The 19,454-nt window shown below is 40.9% G+C and carries 9 protein-coding genes; 3 read left to right on the top strand and 6 right to left on the bottom strand.

All coding sequences use genetic code 11. The annotated features are described in order from the left end of the window. Window positions 1-54: 54 nt before the first annotated feature. The 5 genes from NIAKO_RS37485 to NIAKO_RS34895 form a co-directional block, all read right to left on the bottom strand. Window positions 55-1,326 carry a polysaccharide lyase family 20 protein gene (locus NIAKO_RS37485; protein WP_049815667.1) on the bottom strand — a complete coding sequence of 424 codons (1,272 nt, stop codon included), beginning with the start codon at window positions 1,324-1,326 and terminating at the stop codon, window positions 55-57. A gap of 566 nt (window positions 1,327-1,892) precedes the next feature. Then, window positions 1,893-2,123 (bottom strand): hypothetical protein, encoded by a 231-nt coding sequence (locus NIAKO_RS34910; protein ID WP_014223225.1) that lies wholly within the window; start codon window positions 2,121-2,123, stop codon window positions 1,893-1,895. Between the two features lie 575 nt (window positions 2,124-2,698). Then, window positions 2,699-3,481 (bottom strand): MBL fold metallo-hydrolase, encoded by a 783-nt coding sequence (locus NIAKO_RS34905; RefSeq protein ID WP_014223224.1) that lies wholly within the window; start codon window positions 3,479-3,481, stop codon window positions 2,699-2,701. A gap of 46 nt (window positions 3,482-3,527) precedes the next feature. After that, complete coding sequence (locus NIAKO_RS34900; protein ID WP_081195815.1) at window positions 3,528-4,127, bottom strand: TetR/AcrR family transcriptional regulator; 600 nt, start codon at window positions 4,125-4,127, stop codon at window positions 3,528-3,530. A gap of 47 nt (window positions 4,128-4,174) precedes the next feature. Beyond that, on the bottom strand, window positions 4,175-4,513 hold the full coding sequence (locus NIAKO_RS34895; RefSeq protein WP_014223222.1) for a hypothetical protein: 339 nt from the start codon (window positions 4,511-4,513) through the stop codon (window positions 4,175-4,177). Between the two features lie 112 nt (window positions 4,514-4,625). On the opposite strand from NIAKO_RS34895, the gene NIAKO_RS34890 reads away from it, so the two are divergent. After that, window positions 4,626-6,548 carry a tetratricopeptide repeat protein gene (locus tag NIAKO_RS34890; protein WP_014223221.1) on the top strand — a complete coding sequence of 641 codons (1,923 nt, stop codon included), beginning with the start codon at window positions 4,626-4,628 and terminating at the stop codon, window positions 6,546-6,548. An 8-nt stretch (window positions 6,549-6,556) separates the two neighbouring features. Here the strand turns inward: NIAKO_RS34890 and NIAKO_RS34885 are convergent, their stop codons facing one another. Continuing rightward, window positions 6,557-7,159: a hypothetical protein gene (locus NIAKO_RS34885; protein ID WP_014223220.1), complete on the bottom strand. Its 603-nt coding sequence runs from the start codon at window positions 7,157-7,159 to the stop codon at window positions 6,557-6,559. 478 nt (window positions 7,160-7,637) lie between these two features. Between NIAKO_RS34885 and NIAKO_RS34880 the strand changes: the two genes are divergently transcribed. Continuing rightward, window positions 7,638-10,340, top strand: coding sequence for a hybrid sensor histidine kinase/response regulator transcription factor (locus NIAKO_RS34880; protein ID WP_014223219.1), 2,703 nt, complete (start codon window positions 7,638-7,640; stop codon window positions 10,338-10,340). Window positions 10,341-10,809: 469 nt separating this feature from the next. Continuing rightward, window positions 10,810-19,425 (top strand): GH36-type glycosyl hydrolase domain-containing protein, encoded by an 8,616-nt coding sequence (locus NIAKO_RS34875; RefSeq protein WP_242675416.1) that lies wholly within the window; start codon window positions 10,810-10,812, stop codon window positions 19,423-19,425. Window positions 19,426-19,454 lie beyond the last annotated feature (29 nt).

The following is a 19,454-nucleotide window of genomic DNA, read 5'->3' as shown; positions in this document are numbered from 1 at the left end:
CGGCTCCAAATTAGAAGCCGCCCTTTTTTATCCCATCTATGTTAATTCCACATACTATTTAGAGAATGTAAAGGTGATGGTCTTTGACACACCAGGTACACCTTTTGCATCATAAGGTGTTGCTTTCAGGGTGTAAGTACCCAAAGCTGGTGGGTTCCAGTTACCATAAAAATAGTTACCGTTACCATCGTCGCCCATCAGTGCAAAAGGAGCAGCTGCATCAGTAGATGTTTTGCTTTGTGCACCGCTTAATTCAAACTTCACATTAGCAATAGTTCCAGATGTAACCGCACGAACATTTGCAGTTTTAAGGCTCAGCGAGCTCAGGCTGATTGTTGAGCCACTTGTGATCGCTTTTACTTCTTTTTCTGTGGCAGCATTTACCAGGTTGAAAGAAGTAACACTTATGCTGGTGTTAGTTGTTGGCGTTGTTGGTGGTGTAGTAACTGGTGGTGGTTGTGTGGTAACCGGTGGTGTTGTTGTAGCATTACCGATTGGCAACATGTCGTTATAGGTTGCACTTGCGCTGCCATATCTGATGTCATCGAAATACAGTACACGAAGATTGGTCGTTGTTGTACCTGTGCCATTCCAATCAGACTTGTAAATACCCATTTTCCAGTTAGGAAGATGGAAAGTACCTGTAATTGCATACATGCTTGGGCCATTACGAGTCATAAGCTTTTGGCCATCTTTCCAGATCTCAATCAAACCATCAGAACCTGATGAGTGAATGATATGATATACATAGGTATGCCATTTGTCTTTTTCAATTGCACCCAGGTCAGTCTTTGCATTGTCAGGTGTTCTGATATAAAGATGGCCATTTGATACCCGCATAGAAATAGCCGGGGTAATGCCGCCGCCGCCATGCCATTGAGAGATAACCTCGTCAGCTGACTCGTCTTTATACTCAGCGCTGGGCATATACAATGCATAGGAATACCAGAAATTATTGGTAGTAGGCGTAGGAAAAGCTATTTCAGACCTTGTACCACTATGATTTTCGGGATCGGTATCTCTCAACTCAAAACGAGCCGATTTTGTACCCTGAAATACTTCATTTGTAGAAGCGGTGATTCCATAGGTTGTTGCTGTTTGTACAGTTACCATAGTACTGAATAAACTGGAGCCTTCTGCATTATCCTGCCAAATAAGATTTCCTGTGGCTTTGGTTGATACTTCCTGATTTAAAGCAGCATCATCCACTTTTGGTTGAGTAACATTTTTCTGACAAGCAGCCAATGTAGCCAGTAAAAGGGAAACGGTCAGCACACGCTGATTTCCACGTAACAAATTGCCTCTTTTGTGCATCAAAGTTTTCATTTTAGGTTATTAATTTCTAGATTTAAAAAAAGTTTTCAACTGAACGGTAACGTCTTGCTTACGCATAGAACTTCCCCTTCGCATTACAGGTGCATTTTTTTAACCTGTAAGGCGTTACTTGCCTGCCATGCCGAACCCTTCGGCATGTAACAGTAGATTCCTCTCTTATCAATTCTGAAGACAGATACAAATTGTATGTTCTGTCTGTACCATTTCCGGTGACCCGGAAAGCCAAGGCCAATATTTCATAGAGTACAAACCATTAAGAGAAATATAGCCAAGGTTCTAGATAAGGAGCTTACACAAGGTGATGGAAAACGGATCAGAACCTAACTTAAAATAAAATCCGTAACAATTGAATTAATGCCGTGCTCACATACATCCATAGAAATCCCTCTTCAATAATGCCTTCATGAATATCACACAACAGTGTGCCTGTACAGTGCCGGGTAGATGTACCCAGACCTGTCATTGCGGGAATCACTGTTTACCAAATCATACCCGACTGAGATAACAATCACCTACCATTCATCTTACCAGATGAAAGTAAATAACCATTACATCACTCAAATGATTTGCCGTGAATCATGAAGAACAGTAGTTGAAATCCTATCGCCTCTTCTGACGATTGCCGCTCTTCCTCCAAACTGATTAGTTGAGATTTTTTCTGACTGCGCGTAACTTAATTTCAGCGCGCCTTTTGCAGCGATAGCACGGATTATTAGTTTTCCTGTTTCTGGGACGGTTGAAAAGATGTTGGATACATCTTTGAGGAATTTCCAAATTGCGTTCATCATAAGGATATTAGTGTTTTCAAAAAGAGTATTTGAACAATTCAAGCGCAAACATGATGCCTGAAATTTTTGAATCAAAAGTTTTTTAAAGAATTAGACATTTATCAAATAGCTGTTCAACGAGTACGACGATGCAAAGTAACAACCTCTTTGTTTCAATAAAATCTTTCGCGCGTTAAAATGGCAACGATGTAGTCGATTTATTATAACCCGTAATAAGGGTAATCGCTTACATTTTACTGCACAAAAAAATTAATGTTTATAATACAGTTTTTATCACTCTGTAATGGTTGCCCGGGCATCTGTAAAGGGTAAAAAAAATGCTGTCTCAATACATGAAACAGCATCTGATTAAAATCTTTTACAGCTATCATAGTACCATTTCAGCATAAATAGCACCCATCAGCATCCATCCATTCAAACTTTACTATGCCTGCTGCAATTGCTCAGGTTCTGTTTTGCGAAATGCGGCATATAAGATCCCAAGGAAAGCAGTACCGGTTTTTATATCTGATTCTACCTGTATTTGCAGGAAGAACAAAATACCAGGTATTGTTAGGCCATTTACTTTCTGGTAGTTAAATCTCAATCACTGTTGGCGTACCCGGTTGCAGCCATACCAGTTTTTCTTTAATGTCCGAATGGGTTACCTGGTCATATAAGTATTCAGGCTGTTCGTTAAAATGTTTCCACCCCTCGAAGTGTGTGGGAATAAATTTCTCCACGTTCATCAACTGCACCGTTTGTATAGCCATTTCAGTGGTAAAGGTAATAGGCATATAATTGATTAGCGGGAAGCCGGCTTTACCCACATGCAATACGGCGGTGTGTACTTTAAATCGTTTGGCGATTTCCTCAATACCCTCAAAGTAAATGGTGTCGCCCGATACATAGAGGGCGCCATTTTGCTGTCCGGTCCACTCTATCATAAACCCAATAACATGTCCGGAGATCTTTGTTTGTTCATGCGTAGGCGCATGCTGGCAGGGAGTAGCGGTGATGCGCAGGCCGGGGACTTTATCGGTTGCAATTTCCACACTTTCCCATTCGTTCAATCCTGTTACATTTCCCTGTGCCAGCCGTGCCACGGCATCAGGTGTGGAAATAACCTGTTTTACTGTTTTAATAAATGCGCGGCCGGCATTATCCAGGTTGTCTTTGTGTTGGTCGTGGCTGAGGATCACCAGGTCTACCGGTCCGATGTCTTCCGGCTGTAATTTGGGCGAACCCGTTTTATATAAAGTGCGGGCGCCTTCATAAACGCTGCCTTCTTTATCGAAAGCGGGGTCGGTAACAATGACAAATCCGTTGATGTTGATAATCATACAGGCGGTGTCGATTTGCGTGAAGGAGACTTTCATATGATTTCAATTTTGTACTGATTGGTACATATTTAGTTAAAAAAAATTAATTAAGTATGGATAGCTGCATCTCAATCAGGGGCAGCAGGCGGTCGGGGTCAGGGTACATCCTGCGGGTAATATTAATACCATTCCACATTGTAACCAGGTAACGGGCAATAATGGCAGGGTCTTCTTTTGATTTTAGCAGTCCTGTTTGTTGTGATTTCTTTACCAGGTCCAGAAAAAGTTGCTCCATCTTCTTCAATCGTTTAATGGCCATACTTTCCAGGGGCTTATCGATGTTCGATAGCTCAACCACAATATTACCCATAAAACAACCCTTCTGATGCATACCCGCTGGCGCAGTGGCCAGCTTTCTGAAGAAATTTTTAATGGCCTGAACGGAGTCTGTTCCCGCCTGAACGTCTTTTAATAAACCGGCCACAGACAGATTAACGAAGTTCTCAATTACCTTTTCAAACAATTCTCTTTTGCCTTTAAAGGTATTATAGAAGCTGCTTTTCCCAATGTTCATGGCAGCAAGCAGGTCGTCAGTTGAGGTGGCTTCGTAGCCCTTGCTCCAGAAAAGCTGGGTAGCTTTTTCCAATGCCTCCTCTTCTGAAAATATTTGTGGTCTGCCTGCCATTGCTGTAGTTTGCGTCATAAAGGTATATATTGTACTAAATAGTACAAAATTAAATTTCCAGTCCGTCAGGTCCCATATACAGGTTTACCGCAAAGCATACAAAGTCCTTGTTTGGCATAACTGACTGTTTCCGCCTTGCAATGCTCACAACGGCCGAACTGACATAACGGAGCATCATCCTGCCACCCTTCCGGGTACTTTTCAGGATCGTGTACGCATGCCATTTGCAGGTTCCATGGCTCCGCCTTGCCACCAAATTTTAACCGGTGAGCGTGTCCCAGGAAAAACCGGATATCCCCCATTTCATTGCTGTCTTTCCTTGCCTTGAAAGCCATATCAGGAAATTCGGTAAGCTGTTTTTCAGTCAGCGAGCTTATCCATCGTAGTTGTTCCGTATAATCCATGTTAAATTATTCATATTATTTAGCAGTCCCGGCCAGGTACCTAAGTCTCGCCTGGTTTCAATTAAAATAAACGAATAAATTTATTATTTTTAACTGCACTAAAAAATGCCCCATGACCCGCCGACCTGGTTTTCGCGTACCCTTCCTCGATCTTATTACCAAATGCCTTTTGCTGCTTTTACCCACCTGCAGCTTCGCCCAATCCACGGGTATTCAATTGTTAGACGATGCCATATTACTGCATGAAAAGAGCAATAATCCCGCGGCTATTCCTTTATACAAAAAAGCCCTTGAACAACATCCTGAAAATTACCAGTGCAACCTGGAAATGGGCAACATATTATGGGAAACCGGAAAACTCGATTCCGCGCTCCTTTATTTTGATCGTGCAATTAAAATTGATCCTTCCAGGGTAGAGGGTTATTTAAGCAGGGCTGGTGTATTTTATGCCATGAGGATATTTGTAAAAGGAGATAACGATGCACTCAAAGCGTTGCAATTGCAACCAGCTTCAGGCCTGCCTTATAACCTGTTAGGGTATTCCTTGTTGGAAAGAAATGAGTATCTGAAAGCGATCCTTACGCTTGACTCCGCCATTTCAAAAGATAAAACTATCTACAAAGCATATGTAAATAAAGCCGGCGCTTTAATGAATCTGAAACGATATGCTGAAGCGATCGCCGTACTTGACCAGGCAATTGTCATAAAGCCGGATTATGTGAACGCATTTTATAACAAAGCCAATGCCTATAAGTTGTCAGGTGATTATGAACAGGCCCTTACCGAATGCAATAAGCTGCTTGAACTGGATAACAAAAACATAGAAGGCTTTCTGTTAAGAGCTAATGTAAAAGACGATCTGGGCGACGAATTAGGCGCTATTGACGATTGCACCCTGGCCATTGCACTTGACTCCAATAACGCAAGGGCTTACAACGAAAGAGCCCTGGCCCGTTTTGATATCCAGGACAACTCAGAAATCATTACAGATTGCAATCATGCCATTGCATTGAAGCCTGATTATTATGATGCATATATTCAAAGAGGAGATGCGTATGACAACCTGGGCGACTACGACAAAGCCATAGCCGATTACACAAAAGCCATCTCGCTAGACTCTACCAAACTCATTGCTTACAGGGAAATTGCAGCTTCTGTTGCGAAAAAAAATGATTATAAAGTATCCCTTAATTATATCCGCAAAGGATTACAGCTGGAGCCGGATAATAAATACCTGCTGGTACATAAGTTCCAGCTTCAACAGGTAACAGGCGATCTTACAGGAGCGCTTACCACCTTAAATCAATGCATAAAATACTTTCCTGACTCAGCAGCGATTTATAATTATGAAAAAATGTACATCTTCGACACCTTACATGATTATACCAATGCCTGTAAATGCGCCTTTGCATGTTTGAAAGACGGTTTGGAAGATGGTTATGATTATTTATTAAAACCACAATGTGCCGCCTATAAAAAACAGCCATTAATGATCGCGGAACCGTTCATACTTCAATCGCAAAAAGAATTTGCCAGCGGAATGTTTTATGCTGAAATTGCCACGCTTACCAAAGCAATTGCGATACTTCCTGACTCTGCCAGCCTGTACTATAACCGGGGCGGGGGAAAAAGGCAACTCAACGATTTTGCCGGGGCCATTGTTGATTATACCAAAGCCATCAGCTTACGGCCTAAATTCCGGGATGCTATAGTAGCACGGGCCGTGGCAAAAACCTATCTGGATGATATAACAGGTGCTATGATTGATTATCAGCTGGCCATCAAAGTTGATCCCACTTACGCCATTGTGTATAACAATTATGCAATATTGCTGCAGCATAGCGACTCCGCTGCAGCAATTGATAATTTTACGAAAGCTATTCAGTATAATAAAAAGTATGCTGCGGCTTACCTGCACAGAGGAGCATTTTATTTAACCCTTGGAAAAAAGGAAGCTGCCTGTACAGACTTTAAAAAAGCAGAATCGCTCGGCTCAGATGATGCTAAAGTAGAACGGCTGCTTAATTGTAAATGATATTAAATTTAATTAGCCAGGGAGTGATGGTCAAAAACCAACAGATCTTTCAGTAACACTGTGTTTTCATACAATTTAATCTGAATGTACTTCTGATACCTTTTCATAGCAATTAACCTGCCGCGCAAATAGCTGTAAGAAGCATCAGTAAAATTGAGCCGGTCAACATTGAGTCCAAAAAGCAGAGATTGCCGATTGTTTTGTTCGAGGTGACATAAATCCGTACCGAACAGGTGTTGCTCATAAAACCGGCAGTTTGTGTTATATATGGAAATCAATTCCCTGCAGCTCTTCAATTCATGTTCCCAATATAGACCTGTTTTCATACGGTCCTCTGGCTGAAATAAAACGGATTTATATAAAAGAGTAAAATATTCAATCAATCCGAGAAATTGAGGCTTCAGGTTTTTATAAAAATATATTTCTTCTTCCTGATCTAAAAATCGGTGATCACTGACCAGGACCTCCATTTCGAGCCAGGTTCTCATAGCGAGGCAGAACGATTGTTCTATCCGTTTTCCTTCTTCGGCTTCCAATGAAATTTTCTCAATTTGTTGTTCAATTGAATTATAAATCTGGCGGGTTTCTGCTATTAGGGCTGAGTTTTTCATACAATTTTTTTACTTAAGAAATTGAAAAAGAGGGTAAGTAAAAACAAACCCTGGCTTGCAATCATTCAAAAGGTCGGATTCATTTCAATTTAAAGTATGCGACTCCAAAGGAGTTTTCTATGTAGACAACCAATCTTCAGCAAAATACATTAACCGTAGCGGCTGGATATTCTAAACCTGTTCAAAATCATTTCTAATTAATATTAATAGTCGTATTTTTATAAAAGACTACCATTCAATGATTGGCATAAGCATTTCAAACTTTGGCTTTCGAAATTGTAATTGGGTCTTTAGAAATTGTTTCATTATCCCACCCTGTATGTTGCTCAAGATCTGAACACTCCATACCGCCTGATAAATTTATTTAAGGATTGCTTTTCACTTTGCTTTACAGCCAGTATATATGATACTACCAAAAACGAATTGCTCGTCATTACCCGGATGGAATAGCCTTTATAAAACCCTGGTTTTAGGGACTATGGGTGTACTTATATGCTTTGGGGCCTGTACCAGTGAGCAAAAGCAGCGGTATTATACAATCGGGTTCTCCCAATGCGTTGAATCAGACGATTGGAGAAAAACCATGCTGCAGGAAATGCACCGCGAACTGGCTTTTCAGTCCAATTTACATTTCATTTACCGGCAAGCCGACGGTAACAGTCAAAAACAGGTAATGCAGTCGAACGAGTTGTTGCGGTCAGGAATCGATCTGTTGATTATTTCCCCAAACGAGGGCGAACCATTAACCGCTGTGGTAGAACAGGCTTATCTTAAAGGCATACCTGTGATAGTGGTTGACCGCAAAGTAGCTACGCCCCATTACTCCGCTTTTATAAGCAGCGACAATTATGCAATAGGCAAAACGGCCGGCGAATATGCAGCACATCTTCTCAAGGGAAAAGGAAAGATCATTGAAATTACCGGGCTACCTAAATCGTCGCCTGCCACAGAACGACACAACGGATTTGCCGATGCTATTAAAAACTATCCTTCGCTACAAGTGGTACAACAGATAAACGGCGAGTGGTTACCTGAAACGGCAAAAAATGAATTGTCGAAAATAGCAACCAGGTACCCGGATGTGAACCTCGTATTTGCCCAGAATGATATGATGGCACAGGCTGCCTACGAAGTATTTAAAGACATGGTGGGCATTAAGCCGGCTATCATTGGAGTGGATGGTTTGCCGAGTACCGGCTTGAAATTCGTTTCCGAAAAAACAATAACGGCCACCATGTTGAACCCAACAGGGGGTGAGGAAATTATCAGAACAGCCGTAAAGATCCTTAATAAGGAACCTTTTTTTAAAGAAAATCTTATCCAAACTACGGTAATCGATTCAACCAACGTGCGCATTATGCAATTGCAGGTTGCAAAAGCGGCCAGCTTGCAAACACAAATTGAGCGGCAGGAAAAAATGCTGGAAAATCAGACAAGGATCTATAACAACCAACGCGCTTTTGTATATGTACTGGTTTCATCGCTTTTTTTATCGCTTCTTTTTGGGGGGCTGGCGTTTTACTCGCTACAGCAATACCGGAAGATCAGTAGAAAGTTGCAGCTGCAAAACCAGGAGATCCTTGAACATCAGGTACAATTAAAAGCTGCCAATGAAGCAAAAGTTAACTTTTTCACTAATATTTCCCATGAATTCAGAACACCTTTAACCCTGATTCTTGGACCACTGGAAGAATTGATGGCCAGCAACAAAAACCAATACAATACCAGCCAAACCCTTGGTTTAATTAGAAAGAATGTGATGCGGCTATTGCGGCTGATGAATCAATTGATGGATTTTAGAAAGATAGAGGTGAATAAAATGAAATTAAGAGCCTCTGAAAACGATTTGATCGTTTTTGTTTCCGATATTATTCAATCGTATAAAAGCATTGCTCAAAAGAGAAATATTGATCTAAGATTGATCACGAAGGAACCACTATTGAGTATCTGGATGGATGTAACTATGCTCGATAAAGTTATTTTCAATTTGCTGTCAAATGCTTTCAAGTTTACCAAAGACAATGGTTATATACACATCTATATTGACAAAAGTGAAAATAGCCCCCATGCGGAGATCAGAATTGAAGATAATGGGGTGGGCATGCCGAAAGAAGCTGTAGAACACGCATTCGATGTATTTTACCAGGGCGAATATGAGAACTACATGGGATCGGGGCTTGGACTGGCGTTGTGCAAAAACCTGATCGAATTACATAAAGGTTCCATAACTGTAGCAAGTGAAAATATGAAGGGTACTACGTTCAAAATTCATCTTCCGCTGGGCAATGCACATCTTGCAAAAGATGAAATAGTGGATTCATCGCAAGTGGCAATCCACCCATTTTTATATGAACTTGAAATAATATATACTGCTGATCTTGAAACTGAACAACCTGTAAAGCAGGAAATAGAAACCAAACAAACAAACAAAGAATACACCGTTTTGATCATTGAAGACAATGCAGACCTCCGACATTTTCTAACGGAAAAATTTATTACGCAATACCAAATACTGGAAGCCGATAATGGTCAAACGGCTTTACAGCTGGCTTTCGATCATATTCCGGATCTTATCCTTTGCGATGTGATGATCCCGGGTAAAGATGGCCTGGCTTTAACCCGAATTATTAAAACTGATTTCCGTACCTCACATATCCCGGTTGTACTACTAACCGCCAAAACTTCTATAGAGCAGCAAATTGAAGGCATAAAGATTTGGGCAGACGCCTATGTTACCAAGCCATTCAATACTACATTCCTTGATCAAACAATAAAAAGCCTGCTCGCCAGCCGCGCACGATTGAAAGAACATTATACCGGTGAAATCCCTGTTGCTTTAAATACACAGGTAATAAGTAAACCAGATAGAAAATTCATCAGCGAATTTACGGCGTTGGTTGAAAGTAATTTGTCAAACGAAGATTTCAACATAGACGGTATTTGTAAGAACATGGGGGTTTCGAAGGTTCTGTTGTACAAGAAAGTGAAGACTTTATTGAATATGAATGTTAATGATTATATTTTAAACACGAGATTGCAGAAAGCAAAATATCTTTTAAAGAATGAATCCTTTACTATTGCAGAGATAGCATCCAAAACAGGGTTTGCCTCTCCGGCTTATTTCTCAACCGTTTTTAAATCAAAAAACGGGATTACACCGAAAGAATTCAGAGAGAAGTAAAAGACCGCTGAGAGCCTCAATCACTTCCCAATACAGAATTTACCGAATGGCAACTGAAAGTAATTAAATAATGCAATACAGTTAATTATACGTATATTACACTCCTACCACTTCACTCCATTGCTTTCTTAAAGAGAAGACAATCTAATGATGTAAATTCTAGCCTCTATTTCACAAGAAACCATCTCAGCTTTCTTTTAAAAAGTGACTGCCAAAATAGATGAATATAAATTCTTTATGTGGCTAAGATTTACCGGAACCAACAAGAACAGGTGAATTGTTACACTGCTTTTTTCTGTTTTAGTGTACTGCTTTTAAGCTAAAAGCTTAAGCAGTTAAAAACCGGGTTGGCTCAGTATCGAGCTTCCCCTAAAATGTATCAAGAATATAAATTAACATGAAGGTCACTTCCACTACGGTATTGGACATATTATCACGTTTACGGTTCAATTTTCTTAATGACAATACTGTGCGAAAATACGAAGAAGAGCCTTTTCGGTCAGAACTCTATGCCTCAGATCAAATGGATCGTCATGGCAAAGTACTTGCGAAATCTCATAAACTTCAAAAAGGAAAATCTGCTGACCAACTATTGAAACGGTTAGAGGACAATGAAAAGATACTGCTGGAAGTACGTAATCTCCTTGTTGAAAGTATAAGGAATGATAAAACCATTACCCCCGCTTCTGAATGGCTTCTCGATAATTTCTACCTGATAGAAGAGCAGGTGGTTATTGCGAGAAAACATTTACCTAAAGGATATAGTGAGGCCTTACCTTATCTCGCTGAAGGTATGTCCGCAGGAATGCCCCGGGTATATGATATTGTTTTGGAAATTATTGCTCACAGTGACGGCCGTGTTGACGTTAACAGCTTAACTCGCTTTGTTGCCAATTACCAGTCAGAAACAAATCTTACACTTGGTGAATTATGGGCCATCCCCATTATGTTACGTTTGGCAGTCATTGAAAATTTACGCAGGCTTGCAGGCAAAATAGCCCTGGATGTAATTGATCATAATTTGTCTGATCATTGGTCAGATAAAATGATTGCTACTGCAAAGGACAAGCCCCAGGACCTGATTCTCATAATCGCTGACATGGCCCGATCAAAGCCTGTATTAGACAGTCATTTCATATCCTGTTTCACCCGCAAATTACAAGGAAACGGGCCTGCACTTGCGTTACCACTTAACTGGTTGGAGCAGCAGTTGTCTGTATTTGGAAGCAGCAGCAATGATCTTGTATTGCAGGAAAATCAAAAGCAGGCAATCGATCAGGTATCTGTGCGCAACAGTATTGGTACATTACGCTTCCTTGTATCCACAGACTGGCGGGAGTTTGTTGAAACACTTAGCAGTGTGGAACAAGTGTTTCGACAAGACAAAACAGGTACTTATCCCTTAATGAATTTTGCTACAAGAGATCATTATCGCCACGTCGTGGAGAGGATTTCAAAATCGTGCGACCTGTCTGAAACCGAAGTAGCCCAAAACGCCATTAAATTAACATATCAAAACAAAACCAATGATGCCTATTCCAAAAGAAAGGAGCATATCGGCTATTATTTAATTGATAAGGGCCTGAAAGAAATGGAACATGCCTGTGGCATGCATTATACTCTGCGCCTGAAATTCAGGCGGGTTGCAGCTAAAATGCCTGTGTTCTTATATATTTTTTCCATTTTTTCCCTGGCTATTGCCTTCGCCGGAGGGTTATTTTATATCGCATTTGATTATGTTCATTACAATTGGAAAATTTTATCTGTTGTTGGAATTCTTTCTTTCATAGGATGTTTACAATTATCGGTTTCGCTGGTCAATTGGCTTTCTACCCTTTGGGTAAAACCACAACTGCTTCCGAAGATGGATTTCTCGCGGGGAATTCCTCCAGAGTACCGTAGCATGGTGGTAATTCCAACAATGCTTTCAAGTGAATCCTATATTGAAGAATTGATCGAGGGACTGGAGATCAGATATCTTTCGAACAGGGAAGCGAATCTGCATTTTGGTCTGTTGACGGACTTTATGGACGCAATATCAGAAACGATGCCTGATGATGTAAGTCTGGTAGAATTAGTGAAGAAAAGAATTAAAGAATTAAATGAAAAATATACAACACCAGAGTCTGACACCTTCTATCTGTTTCATCGTCCGAGAAAATGGAATCCAACGGAAAAAAAATGGATGGGCTATGAACGAAAGAGGGGGAAACTATCTGCACTGAATGCCCTTTTAAGAGAACGAAACCGCAATGAATTTTCTTTGGTAGTTGGTGATCAGGGTATACTAACCAATATAAGATATGTAATCACTCTTGACTCGGATACACTGCTGCCAAGGGAATCTGTCTGGAAGTTTGTAGCAACAATGGCACACCCTTTAAATCATCCTATTTACGATTCCAACAAAAAAAGAGTGGTTGCCGGGTATGGAATTTTGCAACCCCGCGTGGAGCCAGGCATACCAAAAACATCCGTCTCACTGTATTTAAGAATGCAGGGCAATTTATCAGGCATTGATCCGTACACAAAAGCTTCCTCAGATGTGTACCAGGATCTTTTTGGTGAGGGTTCTTTCATTGGAAAAGGGATTTATGATGTAGATGTATTTGAACAGGCATTGGAAGACAGATTTCCGGAGAATCGTATATTAAGCCATGACCTGCTGGAAGGTTGTTATGTTCGCTCAGGTTTATTAAGTGATGTGCACCTGTATGAAGAAAGCCCTTCACAATATGAAACAGACGTAAAACGGCATCATCGATGGATAAGAGGCGACTGGCAAATTGGCGCCTGGATGCTTCCTTTCATTTCTGATAGTAAAGGGCGCCTGATCAGGAACAGGCTATCTGCATTATCCAGATGGAAAATATTTGATAACCTCAGGCGAAGTCTAACACCACCTGCCTTAATGTTACTTTTATTAGTAGGGTGGTTTGAAGTTCCCTTTGCCTGGTTTTGGACTTTCGTAGTTACTATTACTGTTTTACTCCCATTGATAACCGCGGCCGGATGGCAGTTGATTAACAAACCTGAAGATGTTACAGTCACCTCGCATTTTGTTGAGGTAGGAATTTCAGTACGGAATTTCTTAATCCGTTTCGTCTTCGATTTGGCAGTTCTTCCTTATGAAGCCTTTAAAAATATGGATGCAATTGTGCGCACAAACTGGAGGATGATCTTCACGCACAAAAAATTATTGCAATGGACGCCTTATGCTGCATCCGGCATTCGTAGTGACAATCTACAATCTTCTTACGAAGCTATGTGGATTACACCATCGTTATCCATTATTACTACAATACTTTTAGCTTACATAAATGCCAACGCCTTATATGTTGCGGCACCTATACTTTTATTGTGGCTTGGTGCACCGGCAATTGCATGGCGTTTGAGTAAAAAAGAAACAGAAAAAAAGCCGAACCTCTCCGAAGCTCAATATCTATTTCTTCATAAATCAGCACGAAGAACATGGTTCTTCTTTGAACAATTCGTCAATTTGGAATCTAATTGGTTACCCCCCGATAATTTCCAGGAACAACCCATCGCTGTAGTAGCGCATCGTACATCTCCCACTAATATGGGCCTCTCATTGCTGGCAAATCTAGCTGCATATGATTTTGGCTATATAAGTGGAAGCGAAATGTTGAAAAGATGTAACAGCACGATTTCAACAATGCTGAAGTTGGAGCGATACCGCGGACATTTTTATAACTGGTATGATACACTTTCGTTACTGCCGCTTCATCCGAAATACATATCTACGGTAGACAGTGGCAATCTCGTCGGACACCTTCTCACATTAAGACAAGGGTTATTATCACAAATCCATGAACCTGTTTTTTCTAATAGAAATTATGAAGGGTTAGTGGCCACCGTGAAAATCGCAGAGGATATTTCTCATGAACATGATGCAAAGCAAATAGAAAATATACTCGTTGTTTTAAACAGCATAATAGATGAAAAAAGTAATTCACTAAGCGTTGCAAAACAACATTTGAATGAACTGCTTTCTTTAACCAGCGAATTATCGCTGCTGTCGTCTAAAACGGAATCCGAATTGAAAAAATGGCCGCTGAAGCTATTGCAACAAGTAAAAGGTTTGCAATGCGATCTTTTTCAGATCATACCATGGATCCATTTATTACCTGTTCCTCAACACCTTTCAGAACTCCACGCACTGGATGAAATCCCCACGCTGAATGATTTGCGCGATCATCCGGAATTGCTTTTAAGATCAATTGATTTGTATTTGCAGGCTGAAAAGGATGCACAAACTATCGATTGGCTAACTCAAATGCATGAATGCATTTCAAATTCAATTACTATAGCTGATGAAAGAATTCGTTCATTGGTTCAATTAGCTGACCAATGCGAAGAATTAAGCGAAGTAGAATACGATTTCCTTTATGAAAAGTCAACCAATCTTTTAAGGATCGGTTATAATGTTGAAGAACAGAGAAAGGATAATAGTTATTATGACTTGCTGGCTTCTGAAGCAAGACTCGGAATTTTTGTGGCCATAGCACAGGGAAAATTACCACAGGACAGCTGGTTTGCATTAGGAAGGTTGTTAACCAATTCAGGAGGCGATCCAATTCTGCTCTCATGGAGCGGTTCTATGTTCGAATACCTTATGCCACAGTTAGTAATGCCTTCTTATGAAAACACCTTATTGTATCAAACCAATATGGCCACTGTAAAGCGGCAGATAGAATATGGTGCACAACGGGAAGTTCCCTGGGGCATTTCGGAATCCGGCTATAACACCGTGGATGCTAATCTGAATTACCAGTATCGTGCATTTGGCGTGCCGGGGCTTGGATTAAAACGAGGACTTGAAGAAGATCTGGTTATTGCTCCTTATGCCTCAATGCTGGCACTAATGGTTTCGCCGCAAAAAGCATGTAATAATTTGCAAACACAATTCAAACAAGGCTTCACTGGCGAATATGGTTTTTATGAAGCGATTGATTATACCCCAAGTCGCGTTCCAAGAGGAAGCACAAATAGTATTGTTCGCTCCTACATGGTACACCACCAGGGCATGAGTCTTCTTTCATTGGCATATTTATTACTCAATAAACCGATGCAGAAAAGGTTTGAATCAGAACTTCGCTTCAACGCAACCCTTTTGCTTTTACAGGAACGTATACCAAGAACAACGATTTTCTATGCGCATACTTCTGACATCATTGAAACAGGTATACCAGCAGCCGACGTACAGGTAAGAAGCATCGGTTCGCCGAATACAAAATTGCCCGAAATCCAACTTTTAAGCAATGGTCCTTACCAGGTAATGATAAGCAATTCAGGCGGGGGCTACAGTCGATGGAAAAATATGGCCGTTACACGTTGGCGTGAAGATGGAACCAAAGATGATCTCGGCATTTTCTGTTACATCAAAGATGTGAATAGTGGAAAATTCTGGTCCAATACACACCAACCAACTTTACAAGCCGCAAAAAGCTATGAAGCTATTTTCTCACAAGGTCACGTTGAATTTAGAAGAAGCGATTTTGGCATTCATACAAAGACAGAGATTGTTATTTCCCCGGAAGATGATACCGAATTAAGAAGGATAAGAATTACGAACGAAACACAATCGTTAAAAATATTAGAAGTAACAAGTTATGCAGAAGTGGTGATGGCTACACAGGCATCGGATGAAGCGCATCCTGCATTCAGCAACTTGTTTGTTCAGACCCGGATAGTTCGTGAACACAACACCATCTATTGCACGCGACGGCCACGTTCCGAAGAAGAAACTCCACCCTGGATGTTTCACCTTATGCATGTAAATGGAAGCGAGGTGGAAGATGTATCGTATGAAACAGATCGTATGCAATTTATCGGAAGAGGAAGGACCTTGCAACATCCACAGGCAATAGATGCTGTTCTTTCAGGTAAGGAAGGCTCAGTACTTGACCCGGTTATGTCTATTCGGTACCGCATTCTTATTAAACCCAATCAAACGGCAACAGTTGATCTCGTTTATGGCATTGCAGATAATAAAGAAGCCTGTGAAAATCTGATGTTCAAATACCAGGACCGTTTTTTAAAAAATCGTGCATTTGAACTTTCATGGACCCACAGCCAAGTGCTGCTGCGACAGATTAATGCAACAGAATCTGATGCGCAATTATACAACCGGTTGGCATCATCTGTTATTTATTCTAATTCAAATTTGCGTGCCGATGCTACGGTAATCCAAAATAATTATCGCGGACAATCGGGACTGTGGAGTCACTCTGTTTCCGGGGACCTGCCTATTGTATTGCTTCACGTTTATGAGCAGGAAAGTGTGGAGTTGGTAAAACAAATGGTACAGGCGCATGCTTACTGGAGATTAAAAGGTCTCTTTGTTGATCTCGTGATCTGGAATGAAGATTATGGCTCCTACCGGCAATTTTTACAGGACCAAATATTAGGTTTGATCACAGCCGAGGCTAATACGTCCGGGCAGCAAAGGGTGGGAAATATTTATGTAAAATCTGCAGATCAATTATCATCGGAAGACAGGTTGCTTTTTGAAAGCGTTGCCCGCATCATTATCTCTGATAACAAAGGCAGTTTATTGGAGCAGGTTACCAATCAAATCTCTGAAAAGCCGCTGCCTTCCTTGCTGGAAACAAAATTAATTTCTTTACCGGTACAACAACGTGCCATTTCATTACCCGATGATCTTCTATTCTTTAATGGAACTGGTGGCTTTACTAAAAATGGAAAAGAATACAAAATCATCATTGATAAAAATAACACCACTCCTGTGCCCTGGGTTAATGTGATTGCAAACCCCCAATTTGGATCAGTAGTGTCTGAAAATGGATCTGCATACACATGGGCCATTAATGCCCATGAATACCGCATCACTCCGTGGAGCAACGATCCGGTTAGTGATGCAGGGGGCGAGGCATTTTATTTACGGGATGAAGAAACAGGAACTTTCTGGTGCCCTTCACCTTTTCCTAAAAAAGGAGATTCGCCTTACATAATAACACATGGATTTGGCTATACTATTTTTGAACATATAGAGAGTGGTATTCATTCAGAGATGTCTGTATTTGTAGACAAAGACCTTCCCGTAAAGTTTGTTGTGTTGAAATTAAAAAACGAATCAGGTCGCGAGCGAAAACTTTCGGCAATGGGATTTCTTGAAATCATTCTTGGCGATGTTCGATCTAAAACCAATGTACATGTATTTTCGGAGCAGGATAAAAACACGGGTGCACTTTTGTTTCGTAACAGGTATAACCCGGCATTTTCGGAACGTATCAGTTATTTTAAAGTGGAAGGCGGTTACAATTTCAGCTACACTGCAGACCGTTCAGAATTTATTGGAAGGAACCGGAGACTCGATGATCCACAGGCTTTGTACAGGAAAAAACTTTCAGGGAGAACCGGAGCAGCTCTTGACCCCTGCGGGGCACTGTATGTAAAATTCGATTTATTGAACGGCGCTGAAAAGGAAATTATATTCCAGATCGGAAATGAAAAGAACATCCAGGAAGCAAATGCACTACTTCAAAAATTTGCCAACAGGGATGCGGTCATTCAATCTTTACAAAATGTAAAAGAGTATTGGCAGCAAATTATCGGTGCTGTACAAATAACAACTCAGGATGCATCGTTGAATGTATTAGCCAATGGATGGCTTATTTATCAAACCGTAGCATGCAGAATATTTGCCCGCAGCGGATTTTATCAATCAGGTGGGGCCTTCGGATTCAGGGACCAGTTGCAGGATGTGCTGGCTTTGCTGCACACGCAACCTGTCATGGCAAGAGAACAAATATTGTTAAGTGCGTCAAGGCAATTTGCCGAAGGTGACGTGCAACATTGGTGGCACCCCCCTGAAGGCAGGGGCGTTCGTACACGTTGTTCCGATGACTTGCTATGGCTTCCCTTTGTTGTGTCACGGTATCTTACTGTTACCGGTGATTTAGATATTTTACAAACGCAGATTGGCTTTCTCGACAGTCGCCCATTGAATGAAGGAGAAGATTCACTTTATGATTTGCCTGTGACATTGAATGCAACGGGCACTTTGTATGAACACTGTGTTCGTGCAATAAAATACAGCCATCGTTTTGGCGTACATGGTTTGCCATTGATTGGCGCAGGAGACTGGAACGATGGTATGGATCGTGTTGGGAATAAAGGCAAAGGAGAAAGTGTGTGGCTTGCATTTTTCTTCTACGACGTTCTTACAAAATTTATTTCTATTGCAACAACGAATGGAGATAATTTGTTTGCAGAGGCATGCAGAAAGGATGCAGCAATTCTTCAATCTAACATAGAAAAATCAGGGTGGGATGGTGAGTGGTATCGCCGTGCGTATTTTGATGATGGTACCCCGTTAGGTTCAAAAGAAAATGTTGAATGTCGAATAGATGCTATTGCCCAAAGCTGGTCTGTATTGTCTGGTGCAGGAAATGATGAAAGAAAAAAGATGGCAATGAATGCGCTCGACAAATTCCTGGTTAAAAGAGATCTGAAAATAATTCAATTACTCGAACCGTCGTTTGACGCCAATGGCCCTAACCCGGGTTATATACGGGGTTACGTACCTGGGGTAAGAGAGAATGGAGGCCAATACTCACATGCCGCTATCTGGGCTCTTATGGCTTTTGCAGCACAAAAGAACCATGAAAAAGTATGGGAATTATTCAGCATGATACAACCCATACAACATGCTTTAGACCAAAATGCAGTACAAGTGTACAAAGTGGAACCTTATGTGATGGTTGCTGATATTTATGCAAACGAATCACATAAAGGAAGAGGCGGATGGACATGGTACACCGGTTCTGCAGGGTGGATGTATCAGTTTATCATCTCCTCTTTGGTTGGAATTGAATTGAAAAAAGATCAGTTGATATTCAATCCGTGTTTTCCCCACGAATGGCCTTCCATAGAAATACAATACAGATATGGTCAGTCAATATACCATTTCACTGTTTTTCAATTACAGGTAAATGTAGAATCATGGTGGAAAGGAGAATCCAGCGAAGGGAAAGGAAATACAATACAACTAACAGATGATGGAAAGGAACATCGGTTTGAAGTTCACATTCAATCTTAAACGGGTATTTTCGATTACTCTAACAAAAT

Source organism: Niastella koreensis GR20-10, assembly GCF_000246855.1.
Taxonomy (GTDB): Bacteria; Bacteroidota; Bacteroidia; order Chitinophagales; family Chitinophagaceae; genus Niastella; species Niastella koreensis.
Note: the sequence above shows the minus strand (reverse complement) of the source record. Positions and strands in the feature narration are given on the sequence as shown.